This window comes from Streptomyces varsoviensis (assembly GCF_000718635.1).
Classification (GTDB): domain Bacteria; phylum Actinomycetota; class Actinomycetes; order Streptomycetales; family Streptomycetaceae; genus Streptomyces; species Streptomyces varsoviensis.
Genome location: NZ_JOBF01000034.1, coordinates 98,815 through 118,487, shown reverse-complemented (window position 1 = coordinate 118,487; position 19,673 = coordinate 98,815). Strand labels below are relative to the sequence as shown.

The following is a 19,673-nucleotide window of genomic DNA, read 5'->3' as shown; positions in this document are numbered from 1 at the left end:
CCTTCCGGAGTCTCGGCACGCGCCCAAGCTCCGTGTCGGCTTCACAAATAACCGCCTCAATGCGGTCAGCCACGGCAAGGTAAGGAACGCGCCACGCGGCGCGCTTCGGTTCGGCGCCGGGCAAATGGGATCAAACGATCTACCACCATACGCACCCCACCCCGCGCCACGCAAGTCGCCCCCCGAACCACCGCCCCCCGGGCCCCGCGCGCGGCCGTACGCCCTCCCGTACGGCCCCCGCGTACCGCCCTCCGTACGACCCTCCCGTACGGCCCCCGTCGTACGGTCGCTACGCCACCGGACCGGCCTGCGGCGAGACCAGCGGCGTGCGCTGCGGCGCGGACGCCGCCGAGGAGGTCGTCGGGGACGCGGGCGGCTGCGAGACGGTGGGCTGCGGGGTCGGCTCGACCGGGTCCGAGGGCGTCGGGTGCTGCCCCGGGCCCGGACCGTGCCCCGAGCCCGGGCGCGAGGGGTCGCCCGGCGTGGCCGGCGGGCCGGGCCGCCCCGGCGACGGCTTGGGCCGGGTGCCCGGCCGGCCCGGCCGCTCCGGGCGCTTGCCCGGCTTGGGGTCGCGGGCGTCGGCGGAGGCGGAGGACGAGGCGTTGGCCGGGGTCGCCGATCCCTTCTCGTCCCCCTCCGGCTCCGGCTCGCCGTCACGCCCCTCGGGCCGCTGGCTCTTGCCGCCCTTCACCGCCTTCGCGCCCGCGCCGGTGCCCGCGGGCGCCTTGCCGTCGCTCTTCTCCACGCCGCCGTCGGGCTGCGGCCCGCCGCCCCGGTGGCCGGCCGACTTGGCCGGTGCGGGCTTCGCGGGGTCGCTCACGCTCATGCAGCCGCCGAGCGCCACGGCCGCGACGGCTACGGCCGCGGCGCGGACGAGGGCGACGGGTACCGGGGACACGGGCGAGGACGTCGCGCGCATGGGCATGGGGACCACCTTCGGGTCGCGGAGCACGGGCCCCCTGCCCAACTGGCCTCCCCCCGCGCAGGACACGCGGCCCGCGCGTGCCCGGCGCGGTTCGCCCGGCCCCGCCACCCCACCCGCCGGCCGCGGCCGGCCGCCCGCGTCACCCGTAGCCGAGCGCGTGCAGCCGCTCGTCGTCGATCCCGAAGTGGTGGGCGATCTCGTGAACGACCGTCACCTCCGTCTCCGCGACGACCTCTTCGCGGGACGCGCACATCCGCAGCGTCGGCCCCCGGTAGATCGTGATGCGGTCCGGGAGCACGCCCGCGTACCACTCGCCGCGCTCGGTCAGCGGCGTCCCCTCGTAGAGCCCGAGCAGCTCCGGGTCGTCCGCGGGCGGCTCGTCCTCCACGAACACCGCGACGTTGTCCATCAGCCGCGTCAGCTCCGGCGGAATCCGGTCGAGCGCCTCGGCGACCAGTTCCTCGAACTCCTCGCGCGTCATCTCCAGCACACCCGCCATTGTCCGCGACGCCCCCGCACCGCGCCGGGCGGACCGCCCCTCCGGATGCGACCGGACCCGCCCATACCCAGGGACGCGCCCCTCGCCCGGTGGCCCCCACCGGCCCCCATCGGCCCCGCGGACCCCATTTGCAGCTCTTCGGGAAACCGTTTTGGCGATACCTCCCCGCATCCCATATGCTTCTCACGTCCCCGACGCGCTGCGAAGCGCCCAGGCGGGCCATCAGCCCTCATCGTCTAGTGGCCCAGGACGCCGCCCTTTCAAGGCGGTAGCACGGGTTCGAATCCCGTTGGGGGCACAGTGCTTACCCCCCCTGACCGGCGGAAACGTCGGCCGGGGGGATTTTTTTGCGTCTCTATGTCTATAACGTCAGCACCATGTCAGCGCGGTCGGTCCCCACGACCGTCGCCCGCTGCGGACGAGGCGGGCAAGGCAGTCATTTCAGTCCGTCGGCCTCCGTCGGGTATAGTCGGTATCCGGTTCAAGCGCCAGCGCCGGAACCACCCCCGACATCACGTACTTCTCAGTTGGATACGTGACGCGCGCAAGGTCCTGTGGAGCAGTTTGGAGTGCTCGCCACCCTGTCAAGGTGGAGGCCGCGGGTTCAAATCCCGTCAGGACCGCTGAAGTTCCGTGAACTTCAGCGGCTGGGTAGCTCAGTTGGTACGAGCGATCGCCTGAAAAGCGATAGGTCGCCGGTTCGACCCCGGCCCCAGCCACAGCGAAGGCCCCAATCCCAGGATTGGGGCCTTCTTTCATGCTCGACAGGGTCGTCAGGCGGGGCCGCCGTTGCTGCCGCGGACCATGGTTCCGAAGCCTATGAGCACGCTCTGGATGCGCCAGCCCTCGTCGGTGCGGGTGTAGGTCATGTCGGCGCTCATGTAGACCGAGCGGGGGCTGTCGCCCATGACGGAGCCGACCCACATCAGCCAGTTCCCGGTGGCGGTGTCGCCGTCGACGGTGATGACCGGGTTGAGGAAGGTGTGCATGGAGAACTGGACGACGGCGGTGGCCTTGGGCAGTTCGGCCGCGATCGCGTCCGCGCCGTGGGTCACCTCGCCGTCGAAGTTCTCCCAGCGGGCGTCGGCCGTGAAGATGTGCGGGATCGCGTCGGGGTCGACGGTCTTGCCGTTCCAGCCCTTGTTGATCGCGTCGGCGTAGCGGGCGGTCAGGTCACGGATCGCTTCGAGGTCTTCGAGGCGGAGGATGCGCTCCTCAAGCGTGGTGGCGGTCATGATCAGGACTCCCTTGCTAGTTGGTGTGGGTGGGTGCCGCGGCAGCGTTCAACGCGGTGTCGAGCGCCTGGGCGGGGTCGGTCGGGGCGGTGGTGGTGCGCCAGGCGAGGTATCCGTCGGGCCGGACCAGGGCGGCCCCGGTGGCTTCGAGTCCGTAGGCGGTACGGAAGGCGTCGGGGTCCACCGGCTTCGCGTCGGCGCCGATGTGCACGAACGTGACGGGGACACCCGACCGCTCGGCGGCACGGGTGGCGGCGGCGGCCCAGCGGTCGTCCTCGGACAGCAGCACCCAGTCGCGCCGGAACAGGTCCAGCGTCGAGCGCTCCTCGCCGTCGACGGTGATCCACACGTGCGGGGCCCGGGTGCCGGGCTGGCCGGCCCACTCCTCCGGTCGCCGCGCGGGCGGCAGGTCGGCGTCCGCGCCCAGCACCGCGGCCGAGCGGTAGAGCTGGCCGAGTTCGACGGCCGCGTCGTCGAGCACCGGCACGTCGGACTTGGGGGCCGTCAGGTAGGCCTTGTAGTCGGCGCGCGCGAACAGTTGGTCGTGGCGCAGGTCCGCCACGGGCCGGCGTTCGGCGTCGTAGGTGTCCAGGAGCCGGGGCTCGGACTTCCCGGCCAGCACGGCGGCCAGCTTCCAGGCCAGGTTGTGCGCGTCGTCGATGCCGGTGTTGGCGCCGAAACCGCCGCGGTTGGGCGGCAACTGGTGGGCGGCGTCGCCGACGAGGAACACCCGGCCGTCGGAGAAGCGGTCGGCGATCAGGCCGGCCAGGTCCCAGCGGCCGGTGGTCACCAATTCGATGGGAATGTCGGTACGGCCGACCGCCTGCTGCACCACCCGCCGCTGCTCGTCGGCGTCGCGCTCGATGTCATCACTGAGCATCAGCACCCACCGCCCGTCGGAGTAGGTGGTGAGGAACGCCTTCAGGTCCGGCTGCTCGATCTCGAACTGGACCACGCCGTGCTGCAGGTACTCGTCCAGGGGCGCGCGGAAGAGGATGCTGCGCTGCACCGACAGCGGCCCCGCCCCGTGCCGGCCGATGCCCAGCTCCTCACGCATGGCGCTGGTCGCGCCGTCCGCTGCCACCACGTACTGGGCGCGCAGGCGGTACTCGTGGCCGTCGTCGCGGCGGCGCAGTGTCGCCGTCACGCCGTCGGCGTCCTGGACGAAGCCGACCAGTTCGGTGCCCAGCCGCAGGTCCGCGCCCAGCTCGGCCGACCGCTCGCGCAGGAGGGGTTCGAGCCGGTCCTGGGTGATCGCGATCGCGTGCACCGGGGACGCCTCGGCGCCGTAGGCGCCCTTGCCGCCCGGTGTCCACGGGTACTCCTCCAGCCAGGTACCGGTCAGGCTCTCCACCCGCGCCCGCCGCGGCGGCTTCATGCCCTGCTGCGACGGCGGCACCTCGACCCCCGTCTGCCGGAAGTGCTCGACCGTGCGGGTGGTGAAGCCGATCGCACGCGGGTGCGGGGAGCTGCCGCGGTGCTTGTCGATCAGGACGACCGGAACGCCGTGCCAGCTCAGGAAGACCGCGGTGGACAGCCCTACCAGGCTGCCGCCGACGATCAGTACGGGCGCCGATTCGGTAGTCGCGTCGTCGGCGACATGAGTGTTCTCGTTCATGACCTACTCCTTTGCGCGTAGTGAAGGGTGCGCGCCTCCATGTCGGTTCGGCCTACGGCCGTGCCGCGCCGAAGACGCCGCTGACCAGCACCGAAAGCGCGTATCCGGCGCGGGACCGGCCCGCGGGCCAGGTGTTCCCGAAGGCTCCTGCCGGCTAACGGTCCGTTCAGCGTAACGAACAAGTTCGTTACGAGCAAGGTCGGAACGAGCGTGTTCGGAATAGCGGAGTCCGGGGCGCGGGGTCGGAGCGAGCGGAGAAGCGACCGACCGGGAAGCGGCCACATAGGCCACTTTCAGCCAGGCGAGTGCATTCGGCAACAGAGAGTGCGCGGCGGGCCGCGAGGGGACCCGGCGCACAAGGGGGCGCGGGCCCGCCCGCCGGCGCGCGCCGGCGGGCGGGCCCGCGGGCTCAGTCGGCCCGGCCGGGCAGAGGGGTGCCCGTGATGCCGTTGACGAGCACGTCGAAGCTCCAGCGCATCCGGTCCTCGGCCGTGCCGCTGACCAGGTGCGGCAGGTGCGCGCTGATCGCCGGATAGGCCGTCTCGTCCACAGCGCGCAGCGCGCCGACGGCCGCGCTCCAGTCGTCTTCCGAGCCGGGTTCGTGCTCGCGCGTCGCCTGCTCGGCGGCGGTGGCCGTCGCGTCCTGGAGGAGCTTGTCCACCCCCCAGGCGACCTGCTCGCGGCCGGCCCCGCTGCGGGAGAGGAGGTCGAGGACGCGCTCCACCAGCCGCAGGTAGTTCTCACCGCTCGGCCGGGCGACGAGCGCCGACCGGGCGAGCTGCGGGTGCTCGAAGAGCATCAAGGTGTAGGACGTCATGACGGCGCGGAGCTGGCCGCGCCAGTCCTCCCCGTCCTGGCTGCCCTCCCGGCCGCTCAGGTCGACCTCGCCGAGCAGGGCGTCGAGGACGGCCGCGTGCAGCTCGGCGGTGTTGGCGACGTACACGTAGAGCGAGGCCGGGCCGGTGTCCAGCTCCTGCGCCAGGCGACGCATCGTGACCTTCTCCAGCCCCTCGGCCCGCATGATCCGCACGACCGTGTCCACGATGCCGCGCCGGGACAGGGCAGGCTTGGCCGGCCGCTCCCGGCGACTGACCGGCTCTTTTCTCACACCCACGACGCCCATCGTAGCGAACATGTTCGTGCAGGGAGGCGCGCATGTTCGAATACATCCCGCCCGCTCCGGCATCCCCTCAGGTCAGCGAGGTAGCGACGGCGGGTTCGAATCCCGTTGCGAGAGCACACCGCACCGTGTGCGAGACTGGTCCACGCCGGTTTCGCACCGGGCGAGGTCCTGTGGAGCAGTTTGGAGTGCTCGCCACCCTGTCAAGGTGGAGGCCGCGGGTTCAAATCCCGTCAGGACCGCTGCGGCTGGGTAGCTCAGTTGGTACGAGCGATCGCCTGAAAAGCGATAGGTCGCCGGTTCGACCCCGGCCCCAGCCACACCCTGTGGCACAGGCCCCGATCCCCCGGATCGGGGCCTGTCGCGTTGTACGGGCGCCCCGGGCCGTACCGGCCCCGCCCGAGCCCGTACGGCCGGTGCCCCGGGCCGTACCCGGCGCCGCCGAGCCCGTACGGCCCATGGGGCCCGTAACGGCTCAGCCGGACGGGGCCGCGGCGTGGGTGCGCGAGCGTATGGCGGGCCGGCCGCCCGGGTGGCGGTGGCGCCAGATCCAGAAGACCGTGGTGGCCACGACGGCCCAGGCGGCCAGCACCACGAACGGGAACGCGTGCTGGTAGCCGCCGAAGTAGACCGCGGTGTGCTGCGCGTTCACGGAGGCGCCCGGCGGCAGCCAGCGGCCGATCTCGCCGAGTACGGACGGCAGCAGCGGCCAGGACACGGCGCCGCCCGAGGACGGGTTGCCGAGCAGCACCATCACGCCCCAGGTGGGGATCATCGCCCAGCGGCCGATGAGGGTGTTGAACATCGTGAAGACCATGCCCGACGTGAACATCGTGAAGGCCAGGATCAGCCAGGACTCCACGAACGGCAGGTCCAGCGCGCCCAGCAGCCAGTCCACGACCGCGGCGATGGCGAAGCCGCCGAGCAGCGCGTACGCGGCGGTGAAGGCCACCCGCTCGGCCGGGTTCAGCCCTCTGGCGTGCACGCTGAGCTGAATGGCCCCGACGAAGCCGATGATGACGGCGGCCAGTGAGATGTAGAAGAGGGCGAGGCCGCGCGGGTCGCCGTCCTGGAGCGGTTTGATGTCCTTGACGGTCACCGGCACCCCGACCGCCTTGCCGACCTTCGGCGCGGCCTGGGTCAGCACCTGGGCGACGGTGGCCCCGGAGGCGCCCGAGACGTCCATCCGCACGTGTCCGTCGACGACGTCGAGGACGGCGAAGACCTGCTGCTCGTCGATGGCGCGTCGGGCCTGGTCGTACGTCCGGTAGTCGTGCAGCTTCAGCGAGGCGTTGAGGGCCTTCTCCATGCCGCCGATGAACGCCTTGCCGCGCGGGGAGTCGTTGCCGCCGACGACGGCGGTGGGGATGTGGTGCGGGGTGGGGTTGGCCATCGTGTAGGTGTACGAGCCCGCGAAGAGCCCGGCCGCGGCGGCGAGGATCAACAGCAGCACCGTCGCGGGCAGGAACGGCGAGTTCTTGAAGGCCGTCCACCGCTCGGCCTTGCTGGGCGGCCTGCCGTGGGCGCCGTGCGGGTGGGGCTCGCCGGGGGTGTGGGGGGCGTCGTGCGCAGGAGTGTCGCCGGGGGCGTGGGGGTCGCCGTGCGTGGGGTTCTCGCCGTGCGTATGAGGCTCCTGGTCGTCCTGTTGATCATCCATAAGGCCACGCTAAAGCACCTATAGGGGACATTCTCGGTTGGGTTCGCGGCCCACAAATGGTTCGCCAGTCTTTTCCGGGAGGTGAGATCCTGGAGGACGTATGTCCAGTCAGCCTGCCCCCGCCCTGCCCGCCCTCCTGGAGCGGCTCCCCGACCTGATGCTGCGCGATCAGCAGCGGCTGGGCCGCCGGCTCGACGGCGCGCGCCGCATCCGCAGACCCGAGGCCCGTTCGGCCGTACTGGCCGAGATCGCGGCCGACGTCGACGCGGCCGAGCTGCGGGTGGCCGCCCGCCGCGAGGCCGTGCCGAAGATCAGCTACCCCGAGCAGTTGCCGGTCAGCCAGAAGAAGGACGAGATCCTGGCGGCCATCCGGGACAACCAGGTGGTGATCGTCGCCGGTGAGACCGGCTCCGGCAAGACCACCCAGATCCCCAAGATCTGCCTGGAGCTGGGCCGCGGCGTCAAGGGGCTGATCGGGCACACCCAGCCGCGCCGGATCGCGGCCCGTACGGTCGCCGAGCGCGTCGCCGAGGAGCTGGGCACCCCGCTGGGCGAGACCGTCGGCTGGAAGGTCCGCTTCACCGACCAGGTGGGCGCCGACACGCTCGTGAAGCTGATGACGGACGGCATCCTGCTCGCGGAGATCCAGACCGACCGCGAGCTGCGCCAGTACGACACGATCATCATCGACGAGGCGCACGAGCGCAGCCTCAACATCGACTTCATCCTCGGCTATCTGGCCCAACTGCTGCCGCGCCGCCCGGACCTGAAGGTCGTCATCACCTCGGCGACCATCGACCCGGAGCGCTTCGCCCGGCACTTCGGGAGCTTCGCGTCCGTGGCCGGCGACGGCGGGGACGCGAAGAGCGCGCCGATCGTGGAGGTCAGCGGGCGTACGTACCCGGTGGAGGTGCGCTACCGGCCGCTGCTGGAGGAGGGGTCCGAGGACAGCGACCGGGACCAGATCACCGCGATCTGCGACGCCGTGGACGAATTGCAGCGCGAGGGCGACGGCTTCGGCGACATCCTGGTCTTCCTCTCCGGTGAGCGCGAGATCCGCGACACCGCGGACGCCCTGGAGAAGAAGAAGCTCAGATCCACCGAGATCCTGCCGCTGTACGCGCGCCTCTCGCACGCCGAGCAGCACCGGGTCTTCCAGCGCCACCAGGGGCGGAGAATCGTTCTGGCGACCAACGTCGCCGAGACCTCCCTGACCGTGCCGGGCATCCGGTACGTGATCGACCCGGGCTCGGCCCGCATCTCCCGCTACAGCCACCGCACCAAGGTGCAGCGGCTGCCGATCGAGCCGGTCTCGCAGGCCAGCGCCAATCAGCGCAAGGGCCGCTGCGGCCGGACGAGCGACGGCATCTGCATCCGCCTCTACTCCGAGGACGACTTCCTCTCCCGCCCGGAGTTCACAGACGCGGAGATCCTCCGTACGAACCTGGCCTCCGTGATCCTCCAGATGACCGCGGCGGGGCTCGGGGACATCGAGAAGTTCCCCTTCATCGACCCGCCGGACCGCCGCAACATCAAGGACGGCGTGGACCTGCTGGTCGAGCTGGGCGCGATCGACCCGAAGCAGAAGGACGTCAAGAAGCGGCTCACCCCGATGGGCCGCAAGCTTTCTCAGCTCCCGGTGGACCCGCGGCTCGCCCGGATGGTCCTGGAGGCCGACCGGAACGGCTGCGTCCGCGAGGTCATGGTGATCGCCGCGGCGCTCTCCATCCAGGACCCCCGCGAGCGCCCCTCCGACAAGCAGGCGCAGGCCGACCAGCAGCACGCCCGGTTCAAGGACGAGAGCAGCGATTTCCTCGCCTTCCTGAATCTGTGGCGCTATGTGCGCGAGCAACAGAAAGCGCTGTCGTCGTCCGCGTTCCGGCGCATGTGCCGCAGTGAATTCCTGAACTATCTGCGGATACGCGAGTGGCAGGACATCTACAGCCAGTTGCGTACGGTCGCCAAGACGATGGGCATCCACCTCTCCGAGGAGGACGCCGCCCCGGACCGGGTCCATACGGCGCTCCTTTCCGGGCTGCTCTCCCACCTCGGCCTGAAAGAGGCGGAGAAGAACGAGTACCTGGGCGCGCGCAGCGCCAAATTCGCGGTGTTCCCGGGGTCGGCGCTGTTCAAGAAGCCGCCGCGGTGGATCATGTCGGCGGAGCTGGTGGAGACCTCGCGGCTGTGGGCGCGGGTCAACGCGAAGATCGAGCCGGAATGGGTCGAACCGCTCGCCCAGCACCTGGTCAAACGCACGTACAGCGAGCCGCACTGGGAGCAGAAGCAGGCGGCGGTGATGGCGTACGAGCGGGTGACGCTGTACGGCGTGCCGATCGTGGCGCAGCGGAAGGTCAATTACGGCCGTATCGACCCGGAGACCAGCCGCGACCTGTTCATCCGCAATGCGCTCGTCGAGGGCGACTGGCGCACGCACCACCAGTTCTTCCACGACAACCGCAAACTGCTCGGCGAGGTCGAGGAGCTGGAGCACCGGGCCCGCCGCCGCGACATCCTGGTGGACGACGAGACGCTCTTCGACTTCTACGACGAGCGGCTGCCGGACGATGTCGTCTCGGGGGCGCATTTCGACTCCTGGTGGAAGCGCAAACGCCGCGAGGAGCCGGAGCTGCTCAATTTCGAGCACTCCATGCTCATCAACGAGAACGCCGAGCAGGTCACCAAGGACGACTATCCGGACACCTGGCGGCAGGGCGGCCTGAAGTTCAAGGTGACCTATCAGTTCGAGCCGGGCGCGGACGCCGACGGTGTGACCGTCCACATCCCGCTCCAGGTCCTCAACCAGGTCTCCGCCGAGGGCTTCGACTGGCAGATCCCGGGGCTGCGCGAGGACCTGGTCACCGAGCTGATCCGGTCGCTGCCCAAGCCGATCCGGCGCAATTACGTGCCGGCGCCGAACTTCGCCAAGGCGTTCCTGGAGCGCGCGGTGCCGCTCCAGGAGCCGCTGACGGCCACGCTGGCGCGGGAGCTCCAGCGGATGGTGGGCGTGCGGGTGGAGCCGGACGACTTCGATCTCGGCCGGGTCCCGGACCATCTGAAGATCACGTTCCGGGTGGTCGACGAGCGCCGGCGCAAGATCGCCGAGGAGAAGGACATCGAGGCGCTGCGCCTCGCCCTCAAGCCGAAGACCCGGGCGGCCATCACCAGGGCCTTCGAGCAGGCCGCCGAGGGCTCCGGCGGCGGGCCGGAGCAGCGCTCCGGGCTCACCTCGTGGACGGTGGGCACGCTGCCCCGCACCTTCGAGACCCGGCGGGCCGGGCAGCCCGTCAAGGCGTATCCGGCGCTGGTCGACGAGGGCGCGTCGGTCGCGGTGAAGCTCTTCGACACCGAGGCGGAGCAACGGCAGGCCATGTGGCGCGGCACGCGCCGGCTGATCCTGCTGAACCTGCCGTCGAACCCGGCGAAGTTCGCCCAGGACAAGCTGGACAACCAGCAGAAGCTCGCGCTGTCGCGCAATCCGCACGGCTCGATCGGGGCCCTCTTCGAGGACTGCGTGTCCGCCGCCGCGGACCGGCTGATCGCGGCGCGCGGCGGGCCCGCCTGGGACGAGGAATCGTTCCGCAAGCTCTTCGACGCGGTCCGGGCGGACATCGTCGACGCGACGCTGGACGCGATCCGCAAGGTGCAGGAGGTGCTGGCGGCCTGGCAGGCGTGCGAGCGCCGGCTGAAGGCCACCACGTCGCCGGTGCTCCTGCCGTCGCTGACCGACATCAAGGAGCAACTGGCCCAGCTCATCAAGCCGGGCTTCGTCACGGCCCACGGCGTCCGCCGGCTGCCCGACCTGATGCGCTACCTGGTCGCCGTCGACCGCCGGCTCCAGCAGCTCCCCACCAACGCCCAGCGGGACCGCGCCCGGCTGGAGAAGGTCAAGGAGATGCAGGACGAGTACGCGTGGCTGCTGGAGCAGTTGCCGAAGGGGCGGCCGGTGCCGCAGCAGGTGCTGGACATCCGCTGGATGATCGAGGAGCTGCGGGTGAGCTATTTCGCGCACGCGCTGGGCACGGCCTATCCGGTTTCGGACAAGCGGATCGTCAAAGCGATCGACGAGGCGGCCCCCTGAGCCACTGGTTCGACCGCACCCCCTGAGCTGCTGTAGAGTCTTGCTTCGCAGCCGCACGAGAGTGCGGGGCGAAGCAAGGTCCTGTGGAGCAGTTTGGAGTGCTCGCCACCCTGTCAAGGTGGAGGCCGCGGGTTCAAATCCCGTCAGGACCGCACACGATGGAAGGGCCCGCATCCGATCGGATGCGGGCCCTTCTGCTGTGCGCCGCGGCCCTTGTGTGCCGCGGCCCTCCCCCGCCGCACGGGGCGGGCGGGCGCGCCGTGAGCGTCCGTACGCACCGCCGAGGGGCGGTGACCGGCCTCACCCCGCCTCAAGATCATCAACGGCCCGCACAGGCCCGTACGGCCCTTCTGGCGCGCCCCTGGAGGCACGGCGTCACCGGGGGCGGCCCGTGGCTCTTCCGCGGCCCTTGACGGCGGCATGGTCCGCCGGTAGTCAGGCAGGAGGAGGTGCCGCGCTCCATGACGAGAACTTCTCCGCACGAGACCAGGGCGCTGCTGCGCGCTCATCTGTCGGCGGCGTCGGGATACCGCCATCTGTCCAGGCACTGCCCCCCCCGGCTCGGTGACCAACGGCGGGCGGTTCGGCCGTAGTCGGATGGAAGGCTATGCGTGGGAGCGTTCTCATGCGTCTCATTACCGTAGCTGTGCCGTAGGCCACAAGGACGACACACTGTGACGGGAGTCACCGAAAGAGTTTCAAGGTGGGCGGAACTTACCCCTCACCTACAAAGGGTCAATTTAATATGTGCAATTGCACTCCCCTTAAACGGACTCCGGACGGAGCCGCACGAACCCTCCCGAGCCACCCGTACGGACGTCCCGCAACCACTCGTACGAGTCCGGCCGAGCCCATCCGAGCCCCCGAGAACCGCCCGCCTGCCGGCCGGCGCCGGCGCGGCCCGGGCATAAAAAGATCGCGCTGGACCCGGCGGAGTCCAGCGCGATCGACGACTGCCCGAAAGGAGCCGGGCGTGGGGCCTGTTGGGGCAGGCACCTGGTCGTGGTGCAGCTAGGTGGGACTGATGGAACAGATGCTGCGGGTGGAGCAGGTGAAGCTGATGACGCAGGTGAAGCGGGTACTGCCAGTGGAGCTGAACGAGCGGCTACCAGGTTGGGGGACCCGGCGAACAGCCCGGTGACGCAAGGGTGTAGCGGTTGTTCAGGCTTCGCTGCGCTGCTGCGGAATGCCCGCCAACAGCGCGCGGACCTCCGCTTCGCGGTAACGCCGGTGTCCTCCGAGCGTGCGGATGGACGTGAGCTTGCCTGCCTTGGCCCAGCGCGTGACCGTCTTCGGGTCCACGCGGAACATCGTGGCAACCTCAGCCGGGGTCAGCAGCGGCTCGGCATCAGGGGTGCGAGCGGTCATGAGCGGCCTCCTCGGGAGAACCGAACCATCACGGTTCTTTCCTCTAAATTCTGCACCTTGACCCGCGTTGCCCGAAATGGCAGACGCGGGCCGAGTCGGTTATAGGACGAACGGCTTGTCCTCGGCACTACAACTACACCATCCGTCCAGCCCCGTCGGCCAAACCGATGGAATTGCCCTCTCAGGTGTTCAACCTCGACGGAAGCCGATGGACCATGCCATAGCGGACAGTCACGCCACCGTGACGATCAGTCACAGCGGGATCAGGGGTCACCAGACCCGTCAAGGAGTGCAATGCCGAGCAATCCGCCCGTAGTTGAACGGAAGGAGCCATTCACAGACTCCTTGTCCTATTTTGACACGACAGTGGGGGATGCGCGCAAGGCCCGGTGTCAGTGCTTTAGGTCACGGTTGCGGCAATAGCCCGGATCGGGACCTAGGTCCTTACCCGAGCGGCAACTCATCTGCCACAACAGCATCCCACCACCCCGGCTGACACTGCTGACTCTATTCATCCCTTGGGACACGGCTGCTTCTTGAGACTTCGCCAGCCACATCAGAACCCCGCGCCACGGACGGCCGCCCCCGCGCGCCCAGCCGCCGGGACGTGGCCGTAAATCGACGGTCCGGGCCGGCCGTACGCCGTCCTCAGCTCGCGTACTGGCGGTCCCGGACCGCGCTCCAGCGCTCCGTCAGCCGCTCGTACGCCGCGCCGGCCCCCGCGCCGTCGCCCTCCCGCAGCGCGGTGAGCCCCTCCGCCACGTCCTCGACCGACCGGTCGTCGGCGAGGTCCGCCTCCGGCACCACATGCACCAGCCCGCCGTAGTCCAGCTCGACCAGGGAGCGCGGGTGGAACTCCTCCAGCCAGCGCCCCACCTCCACCACCGGCGTGCGGTAGCGCAGCACCAGCCCCTCGTCGCCCTTGTCGTACTCGCGCTCCTCGGCCGCGAAGAGCACGAACCAGCGCACCGGCACGTGCCAGGTCGCCGTCTTGATCCAGGGCCGGGCGTCCGGGTTGCGCTCCAGCCACCGCTCGTAGTCCGCCTCCGCCTGCCGGCGCACCACCGGGGGCAGGGCGGCGTCCAGGACGAGCCCCGGAAGCTGGTCCGTGAGCCCTTCCAGGGCCTGCCAGCCGCGCAGCCGCGTGCGCCAGGGGCAGACGCAGGTGACGCCGTCCACGACCGCGACGAACGCGTCGCCGCTCTCGTGCACCGGGACCGCGACCGGGGGCGTCGGCAGCAAGTCCGCCAGCGAGCGTCGGAGTTCGTCCTGCGCGCTCGGCAGCGTCTCGCGCCTGGCATAGCGCGCCCAGTGACCGCGCTCGGGTTCCGGAAAAGCGGCCAGTGGCTCGTAAACCCGCAGATACGCTGTATACGGGACCATCACTGACGACGCCAAGGTCACGCCCGCTCCCTCAAGCCGGAGTCCGTCACTGGGAGTTGTCCTCCCCGCACTGGCCAAATCGTCCCACGCCACCGCCGCCTGAGAGAGTGATCCTTCGCACCTACCTGATCTGTCGGGCCGCCAGGTCTTACGCTCTTGCCGACCGGCCCTCCCCCACCCCTCGGAGGGCTTCCTCCGCGACTTATGGGAGTCACCACCGTGACCGACGTACGTCCCACCCTCGACGGCAGCGATGTGCTGCATACGCTCTTCCGATCGGATCAGGGCGGCCACGAGCAGGTCGTGCTCTGCCAGGACCGGGAGAGCGGGCTCAAGGCCGTCATCGCCCTCCACTCCACCGCCCTGGGGCCCGCCCTCGGCGGCACCCGCTTCTATCCGTACGCCTCGGAGGACGACGCCGTCCAGGACGCGCTCAACCTGTCCCGCGGCATGTCGTACAAGAACGCGCTCGCCGGGCTCGACCACGGCGGCGGCAAGGCCGTGATCATCGGCGATCCGGCCCCGGTGGCGGAGGGCGGCGCGAAGTCGGAGCAACTGCTGCTCGCCTATGGCCGGTTCGTGGCTTCCCTCGGCGGCCGTTATGTGACCGCGTGCGACGTCGGCACGTACGTTCAGGACATGGACGTCGTCGCCCGCGCCAACCGCTGGACGACGGGCCGCTCGCCCGAGAACGGCGGCGCCGGCGACTCCTCCGTGCTCACGGCCTTCGGCGTCTTCCAGGGCATGCGCGCCTCCGCGCAGGCCGCCTGGGGCGAGCCGACGCTGCGCGGCCGCACGGTCGGGATCGCCGGGGTCGGCAAGGTCGGCCACCACCTCGTGCGCCACCTCGTCGAGGACGGGGCCTCGGTCGTCGTCACGGACGTACGGCCGGAGTCGGTGGAGCGGGTCCTGGCCGACCACCGGGAGGGGGTCAGGGCGGTCGCCGACACCGACGCGCTCATCCGTACCAATCTTGACGTGTACGCGCCGTGCGCGCTCGGCGGGGCGCTGAACGAGGAGACCGTGCCCGTCCTCACCGCGAAGATCGTCTGCGGCGCGGCCAACAACCAGCTCGCCCACCCGGGCGTCGAGAAGGACCTCGCCGACCGGTCCATCCTCTATGCCCCGGATTACGTGGTGAACGCGGGTGGCGTGATTCAGGTGGCGGACGAGCTGCACGGCTTCGACTTCGACCGGGCCAAGGCCAAGGCGACGCGGATCTATGACACGACTCTGGCCATATTCGACCGTGCGAAGTCCGAGGGGATCCCGCCGGCCGAGGCGGCCGACCGGCTGGCCGAGCAGCGCATCGCGGAGGCGCGCGCGGCCGCTCTGTAGCCCGTTCACAGTCGTTAACGCGGACCGTACGGCGGGCGGCAAGGGAGAGATCTCTCACCACCCGTCGGCGGGTCGCCGCGCGGGACGCGTTAAAATCGCAGATGACCAGCGAGGACGGGGCTCCTTGCGGGTTCTGCTCCGGGGCGCGTCACGCGGGCGACGTACCGTATGACCGCGGAAGCAGGTACCGTTGAAGCCCTACAGACCGGTCTCTCCGTCGAGAGTCCGCTCTGACTCATGAACGCGTGTCAAGACTCTGGGGCCGTCGAGCCCCGTCATTGAGGGGGTCGAGCCATGGGGCGCGGCCGGGCCAAGGCCAAGCAGACGAAGGTCGCCCGCCAGCTGAAGTACAACAGCGGCGGGACGGACCTTACGCGCCTGGCCAACGAGCTGGGTGCAACTCCCACGAAGCAGCCGCCGAAGAGCGAGCCGCTTGTTGAGGACGAGGACAAGCTGGACGACGATCCGTACGCTCAGTACGCGGATCGTTACAACACTGACGATGCAGAGGGCGAGGACGACGACCAGTCGTCGGATCAGCACTCACATCGTCGCCGCACTTGACGCCCTTCAAGCGTCCGCCTCCGCGGTACGACCACTGACCCGGTCCAGGGCCCGCCCCCGGACCGGGTTCTGTGCTGCCCCGCTCCGGGGCGGCCCGCTCCAGGTCAGCTCGCGTAGTCACCGGTCAGCGCCACTGCCTCGGCGTTCCCGCCGCGCTCGGTGATCTCGCCGGCCACCCAGGCGTCCACGCCGCGGTCGGCCAGGGCCGTCAGCGCCACGTCCACCGAGGTCTCGGGCACGACGGCCATCATGCCGACGCCCATGTTCAGCGTCTTCTCCAGCTCCAGGCGCTCGACGCCGCCGAGCCGGCCGACGAGGTCGAAGACCGGACCCGGGGTCCAGGTCGAGCGGTCGACCGTGGCGCGCAGCCCGTCCGGGATGACCCGGGCCAGGTTGTTCGCGAGCCCGCCGCCGGTGATGTGCGAGAAGGCGTGCGTCTCGGCGGTCCGGACCAGGGCCAGGCAGTCCAGCGAGTAGATCTTGGTGGGCTCCAGCAGCTCCTCGCCGAGGGTGCGGCCGAACTCGGCCACCTCGCGGTCCAGCTCCCAGCCGGCCCGCTCGAAGAGCACGTGGCGTACGAGCGAGTACCCGTTCGAGTGAAGCCCGGACGACGCCATGGCGATCACCGCGTCACCCGTACGGATGCGATCGGCGCCCAGCACCTGATCGGCCTCGACCACGCCCGTACCGGCGCCGGCCACGTCGAAGTCGTCCTCGGCCAGCAGCCCCGGGTGCTCGGCGGTCTCGCCGCCGACGAGGGCGCAGCCCGCGAGGACGCACCCCTCGGCGATGCCCTTGACGATGGCGGCGACCCGCTCCGGGTGGACCTTGCCGACGCAGATGTAGTCGGTCATGAAGAGCGGCTCGGCGCCGCAGACCACCAGGTCGTCGACGACCATCCCGACCAGGTCGTGGCCGATGGTGTCGTAGACGCCCATCCGGCGGGCGATGTCGACCTTCGTGCCGACGCCGTCCGTCGCGGAGGCGAGCAGCGGGCGCTCGTACCGCTTCAGGGCGCTCGCGTCGAAGAGCCCGGCGAAGCCGCCGAGCCCGCCGACGACCTCGGGGCGGGTGGCCTTGCGGACCCATCCCTTCATGAGCTCCACGGCGCGGTCGCCGGCCTCGATGTCGACGCCGGCGCCCGCGTAGCTGGCGCCCGTTTCCGGACGCGGCGCGGCCTCAAAGGACTCTGCAGGCATTGCTGGCACTTTCTCGTTGGTGAGCTGCGGCGTTACGGACGAGCGCGAGGGGCGGGCGCCGCGGACGGACATCACGGGCGGACGGGAGAGGCGGGGCGCTACGGACGGCGCAGGGCGTCCGCCGCGTCGGGCCCGCCCGCGAGCTCGGTCTCCAGGAGGTGCTTGCCCAGCAGCTCCGGGTCGGGCAGCTCCATCGGGTACTCGCCGTCGAAGCAGGCCCGGCACAGGTCCGGCTTGGCGATCGTGGTCGCCTCGATCATCGCGTCCGTGGAGATGTACGCGAGGGAGTCGGCCCCCAGCGACTTTCCGATCTCCTCGACCGAGAGGCCGTTGGCGATCAGCTCGGCGCGGGTCGCGAAGTCGATGCCGAAGAAGCACGGCCACTTGATCGGCGGCGACGAGATCCGGATGTGCACCTCGGCCGCGCCCGCCTCGCGGAGCATCCGGACCAGGGCGCGCTGGGTGTTGCCGCGGACGATCGAGTCGTCGACGACCACCAGGCGCTTGCCGCGGATGACGTCCTTGAGCGGGTTGAGCTTGAGGCGGATGCCGAGCTGCCGGATGGTCTGGCTGGGCTGGATGAACGTACGGCCCACATAGCTGTTCTTGACCAGGCCGGTGCCGAACGGGATGCCGCTGGCCTCCGCGTAGCCCACGGCTGCGGGGGTGCCCGACTCCGGGGTCGCTATCACCAGGTCCGCGTCGGCCGGCGCCTCGGCGGCCAGCTTGCGGCCCATCTCCACGCGGGAGAGGTGCACGTTGCGGCCGGCGATGTCGGTGTCGGGGCGGGCCAGGTAGACGTACTCGAAGACGCAGCCCTTGGGCTTCGCGGGGGCGAAGCGCGTGGAGCGCACACCGTTCTCGTCGATGGCGACCAGCTCGCCCGGCTCGACCTCGCGGATGAAGGAGGCGCCGCAGATGTCGAGGGCGGCGGTCTCGGAGGCCACCACCCAGCCGCGCTCCAGCCGGCCGAGGACCAGCGGGCGGATGCCCTGCGGGTCCCGGGCCGCGTACAGCGTGTGCTCGTCCATGAAGACGAGCGAGAACGCGCCCAGCACGTCCGGCAGCACCTTGGCCGCCGCGTCCTCGATGGTCAGCGGCTTGCCCTCGGCGTCCACCTGCCCGGCCAGCAGGGCGGTCACCAGGTCCGTGTCGTTGGTCGCCGCCACATGCGTGGCCCGGCCGCCGTCGCGCGGCAGATCGGCGACCATCTCGGCCAGCGCGGCCGTGTTGACCAGGTTGCCGTTGTGGCCCAGCGCTATGGAGCCGTGGGCGGTCGCCCGGAAGGTCGGCTGCGCGTTCTCCCACACCGAGGCTCCGGTGGTGGAGTAACGGGCCTGTCCGACCGCGATATGTCCGGTCAGCGAGCTGAGCGAGGTCTCGTCGAAGACCTGCGAGACCAGGCCCATGTCCTTGAAGACCAGGATCTGGGAGCCGTTGCTCACCGCGATGCCCGCGGACTCCTGTCCCCGGTGCTGCAGCGCGTACAGCCCGAAATAGGTGAGCTTGGCGACCTCTTCGCCCGGAGCCCAGACACCGAAGACGCCGCAAGCGTCCTGGGGGCCCTTCTCGCCGGGGAGCAGGTCGTGGTTGAGTCGTCCGTCACCACGTGGCACGTCTTCGAGTCTAGGGCAGGGAACAGGTTCATCCGAACCGGGGATTGCCAGTAATTGCTCACACCACGCACAGCCACTCGGCGCACACGGGGGATCACCACCGGAGCGCGACGTGCGGAAGGGGCGCGGGCCCGTTGGGAATCCGCGCCCCCGGGGGTGGTTCCGGCGGTCAGCGGCCGGCGTGCTGGGGGGCCTGGACGGCCTTGGAGGGGGCGGCTTCGCGGCCGAGTTCGCGGATGGCGCGCGGGTCGGCCTTCTCGTCCAGCGTGATCCGGCTGTTGGCGTCGAAGAGCGGCGCGCCGGGCACGAACGCCTTGGTGCGCAGCGCCTTGTTGAGCTGCGCGGCGGCCTTGCCGCCGAGGACCAGACCACCCTGGACGTTGACCTCGCGGGCCTTGGTGTTGACGGCGGTGTTCACCTGGGGGCGCGAGAAGGTGCCGAGTTCGATCGGCGTCCTGCGGTCGAGGGTGGCGCGCATGATGCCGGTGGTCAGGTCGGCCTGGAAGGCGGTGAGCCGGGCGATCCGCTGGTTGCGGAGGTTGACCATGGCCATGCCGGTGGTCTTGAACGCGAGCCGCCCGCCGACCTTGCCCTTGACGTTCGAGACGGCGCCGGACTTCACGCCGAAGTCGATGGTCTGCTCGGCGTCGACCTTGGCCCCGAGGTTGCCGCGGGCGTCCAGCCGGGTGAGGAGGATGCCCTTGGCGCGGAGCTTGGCGACGGTCTCGGCGGAGACCGTGATCTTGGTGACGCCGCTTTTGACCGCGATCTCGGCTTTGGGTACGGGCGCGCTCCGTACGGTCTCGGCCCGGTCGCCGGAGCCGGCGGCCGAGGCCGCCTGGGGAACGGCCGCGAGGCCGAGCGCGAGGGCGCCGGTGACCGCTACGGCGGCGCCGCGGGCGAGGGCGGCGCGGGAGGTGGCAGGCGTGAATGAGGACATTGCGTGACGTTCCCTTCTGAACGGTCGATTCGCATACACCACGGAATGCCACGTGTGGTGTCGGCGCGACTCCAGAGGGTTATTAGGGGAGGGCGGCTTCACCCGCTTGCCGAAACGGCGCAGGCCCGGGCGC

General features: G+C 70.5%; 15 protein-coding genes and 6 tRNA genes. 10 read left to right on the top strand and 11 right to left on the bottom strand.

Features of this window, described 5'->3' with window-relative positions; genetic code table 11:
- Positions 1-289 precede the first annotated feature (289 nt).
- Positions 290-925, bottom strand: a complete 636-nt coding sequence (locus IF55_RS33085; protein WP_157854524.1) for a hypothetical protein — start codon at positions 923-925, stop codon at positions 290-292.
- A gap of 139 nt (positions 926-1,064) precedes the next feature.
- Positions 1,065-1,415 (bottom strand): metallopeptidase family protein, encoded by a 351-nt coding sequence (locus tag IF55_RS33080; RefSeq protein WP_030888909.1) that lies wholly within the window; start codon positions 1,413-1,415, stop codon positions 1,065-1,067.
- A 234-nt stretch (positions 1,416-1,649) separates the two neighbouring features.
- On the opposite strand from IF55_RS33080, the gene IF55_RS33075 reads away from it, so the two are divergent.
- From IF55_RS33075 to IF55_RS33065, 3 genes are all read left to right on the top strand, one after another.
- Positions 1,650-1,722: transfer RNA gene (locus IF55_RS33075), tRNA-Glu, on the top strand.
- 250 nt (positions 1,723-1,972) lie between these two features.
- Positions 1,973-2,047 (top strand) — tRNA-Asp (locus tag IF55_RS33070).
- Positions 2,048-2,069: 22 nt separating this feature from the next.
- Positions 2,070-2,143, top strand: a tRNA-Phe gene (locus tag IF55_RS33065).
- A 54-nt stretch (positions 2,144-2,197) separates the two neighbouring features.
- On the opposite strand, the gene IF55_RS33060 is transcribed toward IF55_RS33065, so the two are convergent.
- The 3 genes from IF55_RS33060 to IF55_RS33050 all read right to left on the bottom strand — a co-directional run bounded on the left by IF55_RS33060 (position 2,198) and on the right by IF55_RS33050 (position 5,412).
- A complete protein-coding gene (locus IF55_RS33060; protein WP_030888912.1) occupies positions 2,198-2,659 on the bottom strand; it encodes a nuclear transport factor 2 family protein in 462 nt (153 codons plus the stop codon).
- A 16-nt stretch (positions 2,660-2,675) separates the two neighbouring features.
- Positions 2,676-4,277, bottom strand: a complete 1,602-nt coding sequence (locus tag IF55_RS33055) for an FAD-dependent monooxygenase (protein ID WP_048832967.1) — start codon at positions 4,275-4,277, stop codon at positions 2,676-2,678.
- Between the two features lie 409 nt (positions 4,278-4,686).
- Positions 4,687-5,412 (bottom strand): TetR/AcrR family transcriptional regulator, encoded by a 726-nt coding sequence (locus IF55_RS33050; RefSeq protein WP_030888918.1) that lies wholly within the window; start codon positions 5,410-5,412, stop codon positions 4,687-4,689.
- Positions 5,413-5,564: 152 nt separating this feature from the next.
- On the opposite strand from IF55_RS33050, the gene IF55_RS33045 reads away from it, so the two are divergent.
- A tRNA-Asp gene (locus tag IF55_RS33045) sits at positions 5,565-5,639 on the top strand.
- Between the two features lie 4 nt (positions 5,640-5,643).
- Positions 5,644-5,717 (top strand) — tRNA-Phe (locus tag IF55_RS33040).
- 155 nt (positions 5,718-5,872) lie between these two features.
- Here the strand turns inward: IF55_RS33040 and IF55_RS33035 are convergent.
- The gene (locus tag IF55_RS33035) at positions 5,873-7,054 is read right to left on the bottom strand and encodes an ABC-2 transporter permease (protein ID WP_078645664.1); all 1,182 of its coding nucleotides are present in this window, start codon (positions 7,052-7,054) and stop codon (positions 5,873-5,875) included.
- Positions 7,055-7,154: 100 nt separating this feature from the next.
- Here IF55_RS33035 and hrpA point away from each other — a divergent pair, with 100 nt between their 5' ends.
- The 3 genes from hrpA (at position 7,155) to IF55_RS41025 (ending at position 11,725) form a co-directional block, all read left to right on the top strand.
- Positions 7,155-11,132: an ATP-dependent RNA helicase HrpA gene (gene hrpA, locus IF55_RS33030; protein WP_030888924.1), complete on the top strand. Its 3,978-nt coding sequence runs from the start codon at positions 7,155-7,157 to the stop codon at positions 11,130-11,132.
- 77 nt (positions 11,133-11,209) lie between these two features.
- Positions 11,210-11,284 (top strand) — tRNA-Asp (locus IF55_RS33025).
- 309 nt (positions 11,285-11,593) lie between these two features.
- The gene (locus IF55_RS41025; RefSeq protein WP_245661605.1) at positions 11,594-11,725 is read left to right on the top strand and encodes a DUF6274 family protein; all 132 of its coding nucleotides are present in this window, start codon (positions 11,594-11,596) and stop codon (positions 11,723-11,725) included.
- Positions 11,726-12,293: 568 nt separating this feature from the next.
- Here the strand turns inward: IF55_RS41025 and bldC are convergent.
- Positions 12,294-12,500, bottom strand: a complete 207-nt coding sequence (bldC, locus tag IF55_RS33020; RefSeq protein WP_003949541.1) for a developmental transcriptional regulator BldC — start codon at positions 12,498-12,500, stop codon at positions 12,294-12,296.
- Between the two features lie 648 nt (positions 12,501-13,148).
- Positions 13,149-13,904 carry a DUF8083 family protein gene (locus IF55_RS33015; RefSeq protein ID WP_048832966.1) on the bottom strand — a complete coding sequence of 252 codons (756 nt, stop codon included), beginning with the start codon at positions 13,902-13,904 and terminating at the stop codon, positions 13,149-13,151.
- Between the two features lie 183 nt (positions 13,905-14,087).
- Between IF55_RS33015 and IF55_RS33010 the strand changes: the two genes are divergently transcribed.
- Positions 14,088-15,221 (top strand): Leu/Phe/Val dehydrogenase, encoded by a 1,134-nt coding sequence (locus tag IF55_RS33010; protein WP_030888930.1) that lies wholly within the window; start codon positions 14,088-14,090, stop codon positions 15,219-15,221.
- Between the two features lie 294 nt (positions 15,222-15,515).
- On the top strand, positions 15,516-15,785 hold the full coding sequence (locus IF55_RS33005) for a DUF3073 domain-containing protein (RefSeq protein WP_030888933.1): 270 nt from the start codon (positions 15,516-15,518) through the stop codon (positions 15,783-15,785).
- A 104-nt stretch (positions 15,786-15,889) separates the two neighbouring features.
- Here IF55_RS33005 and purM read toward each other — a convergent pair whose 3' ends face one another.
- The 3 genes from purM to IF55_RS32990 form a co-directional block, all read right to left on the bottom strand.
- Positions 15,890-16,984: a phosphoribosylformylglycinamidine cyclo-ligase gene (gene purM / locus IF55_RS33000; protein WP_030888936.1), complete on the bottom strand. Its 1,095-nt coding sequence runs from the start codon at positions 16,982-16,984 to the stop codon at positions 15,890-15,892.
- A gap of 98 nt (positions 16,985-17,082) precedes the next feature.
- Complete coding sequence (purF, locus tag IF55_RS32995; RefSeq protein WP_030888939.1) at positions 17,083-18,600, bottom strand: amidophosphoribosyltransferase; 1,518 nt, start codon at positions 18,598-18,600, stop codon at positions 17,083-17,085.
- Between the two features lie 169 nt (positions 18,601-18,769).
- Positions 18,770-19,540 carry a hypothetical protein gene (locus IF55_RS32990; RefSeq protein WP_030888942.1) on the bottom strand — a complete coding sequence of 257 codons (771 nt, stop codon included), beginning with the start codon at positions 19,538-19,540 and terminating at the stop codon, positions 18,770-18,772.
- Positions 19,541-19,673: the final 133 nt, after the last annotated feature.

What these genes read in the sequence shown, in the direction of transcription:
- IF55_RS33085 (WP_157854524.1), bottom strand. Translation starts at nt 925, where the DNA reads ATGCCCATGCGCGCGACGTCCTCGCCCGTGTCCCCGGTACCCGTCGCC.
- IF55_RS33060 (WP_030888912.1), bottom strand. Translation starts at nt 2,659, where the DNA reads ATGACCGCCACCACGCTTGAGGAGCGCATCCTCCGCCTCGAAGACCTC.
- IF55_RS33055 (WP_048832967.1), bottom strand. Translation starts at nt 4,277, where the DNA reads ATGAACGAGAACACTCATGTCGCCGACGACGCGACTACCGAATCGGCG.
- IF55_RS33050 (WP_030888918.1), bottom strand. Translation starts at nt 5,412, where the DNA reads ATGTTCGCTACGATGGGCGTCGTGGGTGTGAGAAAAGAGCCGGTCAGT.
- IF55_RS33035 (WP_078645664.1), bottom strand. Translation starts at nt 7,054, where the DNA reads ATGGATGATCAACAGGACGACCAGGAGCCTCATACGCACGGCGAGAAC.
- hrpA (WP_030888924.1), top strand. Translation starts at nt 7,155, where the DNA reads ATGTCCAGTCAGCCTGCCCCCGCCCTGCCCGCCCTCCTGGAGCGGCTC.
- IF55_RS41025 (WP_245661605.1), top strand. Translation starts at nt 11,594, where the DNA reads ATGACGAGAACTTCTCCGCACGAGACCAGGGCGCTGCTGCGCGCTCAT.
- bldC (WP_003949541.1), bottom strand. Translation starts at nt 12,500, where the DNA reads ATGACCGCTCGCACCCCTGATGCCGAGCCGCTGCTGACCCCGGCTGAG.
- IF55_RS33010 (WP_030888930.1), top strand. Translation starts at nt 14,088, where the DNA reads ATGGGAGTCACCACCGTGACCGACGTACGTCCCACCCTCGACGGCAGC.
- IF55_RS33005 (WP_030888933.1), top strand. Translation starts at nt 15,516, where the DNA reads ATGGGGCGCGGCCGGGCCAAGGCCAAGCAGACGAAGGTCGCCCGCCAG.
- purM (WP_030888936.1), bottom strand. Translation starts at nt 16,984, where the DNA reads ATGCCTGCAGAGTCCTTTGAGGCCGCGCCGCGTCCGGAAACGGGCGCC.
- IF55_RS32990 (WP_030888942.1), bottom strand. Translation starts at nt 19,540, where the DNA reads ATGTCCTCATTCACGCCTGCCACCTCCCGCGCCGCCCTCGCCCGCGGC.